Genomic DNA, 1,130 nt, shown 5'->3' with positions numbered 1-1,130 from the left:
GTCCACCCCCGGCCCCTCGGTCGTCGTCCTCCCCGCCGTCCTCCGCATGTTCGCCCCCACCCACCTGTGACGGCCGGACCGCTCTGACCTCGGTCCTCGACGGAGCCGTCTCCTCCGTCACGGCCCCGTAACAAGCACCGCCACCGGCTCGGCGCACGTACAACCATCCCGCGTGCGCCGAGTCATCCGTTGCGTGACCCCACCGACTTCCATACCCGACGCGGCGACCGCGCCGCCCCGCGCGTCCCGCCGCCCGCGGACCCTCGCCACCGCCCTCGTGCTCGGCCTGCTGGCGCCCGCCGCCGCGACGGTCGCCGTCACCGCGGCGGCCACCCCCGCCGCCGCGGCCGGCACCTCGGTGCTGTGCACCTCCAAGACCAGCGGGCTGGCCGCCCGACTGGTCAAGGACATCAGCGCCGCCGTCAAGGGGCGCAAGGGCCCCATCGCCGTCCTCGTCAACGACCGCCGCACCAAGACGAGCTGCACCCTCCGGCCCGACCAGCGGTTCGACTCCGCCAGCGTGGTCAAGACCACCGTGCTCGCCACCCTGCTCTGGGACGCGCAGAAGACCGGGCGCGCGCTCACCGCGACCGAGAAGTCCCGCGCCCACGACATGATCACCACGTCGGACAACGCCGCGACCACCGCCCTGTGGCGGCAGCTCGGCACCGGCAAGGTCAGCGGCTTCCTCAAGGCGGCCGGCATGACCAGGACCGTGCCCGGCAGCGGCGGCTACTGGGGGCTCACCCAGATCACCGCCCTCGACCAGCAGCGGCTGCTCGCCCTGCTGACCGCGCGCAACACCGTCCTCACCGACGCCTCCCGCGCCTACGTCCTGAAGCTGATGAACTCCGTCCGCGCCGACCAGCGCTGGGGCGCCCCGGTCGGCGCGCCCGGCGACGCCACGGTCCACGTCAAGAACGGCTGGCTGCAACGGAGCACCGACCGCCTCTGGCGGGTCCACTCCATCAGCGCCTTCACCGGCCAGGGCCACGACTACCAGCTCACCGTCCTCACCGGCGGCAACCCGGACTGGCAGTACGGCATCAACACCATCCAGGCCGTCGCCCGCGTCGTCCACCGCCTGTCTCTTATACACATCTCCGAGCCCACGAGACGCAGAGGAAACT

1 protein-coding gene is annotated in these 1,130 nt (G+C 72.7%); it reads left to right on the top strand.

Features of this window, described 5'->3' with window-relative positions; genetic code table 11:
- Positions 1-277: 277 nt before the first annotated feature.
- Positions 278-1,130, top strand: an 853-nt coding sequence (locus C6N75_RS29745) for a serine hydrolase (RefSeq protein WP_181160675.1), incomplete at its 3' end; no start/stop codon positions are given.

This window comes from Streptomyces solincola (assembly GCF_002982015.1).
Taxonomy (GTDB): Bacteria; Actinomycetota; Actinomycetes; order Streptomycetales; family Streptomycetaceae; genus Streptomyces; species Streptomyces solincola.
The sequence above is the reverse complement of the archived record's forward strand: the minus strand, read 5'-3'. Positions and strand labels throughout refer to the sequence as shown.